General features: G+C 66.4%; 1 protein-coding gene. It reads left to right on the forward strand.

Annotated features, from left to right (window positions below; all coding sequences use genetic code 11):
- Nucleotides 1-97: 97 nt before the first annotated feature.
- A partial coding sequence (locus ACFXIV_RS47785) for an LCP family protein (RefSeq protein ID WP_379421523.1) occupies nucleotides 98-470 on the forward strand: 373 nt, incomplete at its 3' end.

Below are 470 nucleotides of genomic sequence, written 5' to 3' on the forward strand. Positions count from 1 at the left end.
GAACGTCCTGGTCATCGGTTCGGATGCGCGCACTGACGGCAACGACCGGCTGGGCGGTGGCCGCAAGGACGACATAGGGCGCTCCGACACAGCCTTCCTGCTCCACGTATACGGCGACAGCGAACACGCTGTCGCCGTCTCCTTTCCCCGGGACGCACTGGTGGACGTTCCGCCCTGCAAACTGCCCGACGGCAACTGGAGCCGCACCCGGCACAACGCGATGTTCAACGCGGCCTTCTCGGTCGGACAGACCAAGGAGGGCAACCCCGCCTGCACTCAGAACACGGTCGAGAAGCTGACCGGGCTGCGGGTGGACCACACCGTCGTCGTCGACTTCAAAGGCTTCTCCGCGGTGACCGAAGCCGTGGGCGGTGTGCCGGTCTGTGTGCCCAAGGACGTCTACCAGAACGACCTGAACCCCAACCGGCGTTCCCGCGGCAAGCTCCTCTTCCACGCCGGCGAGCAGACGG

This window comes from Nocardia sp. NPDC059236, assembly GCF_042754085.1.
In the GTDB taxonomy this organism is placed as follows: Bacteria; Actinomycetota; Actinomycetes; order Mycobacteriales; family Mycobacteriaceae; genus Nocardia.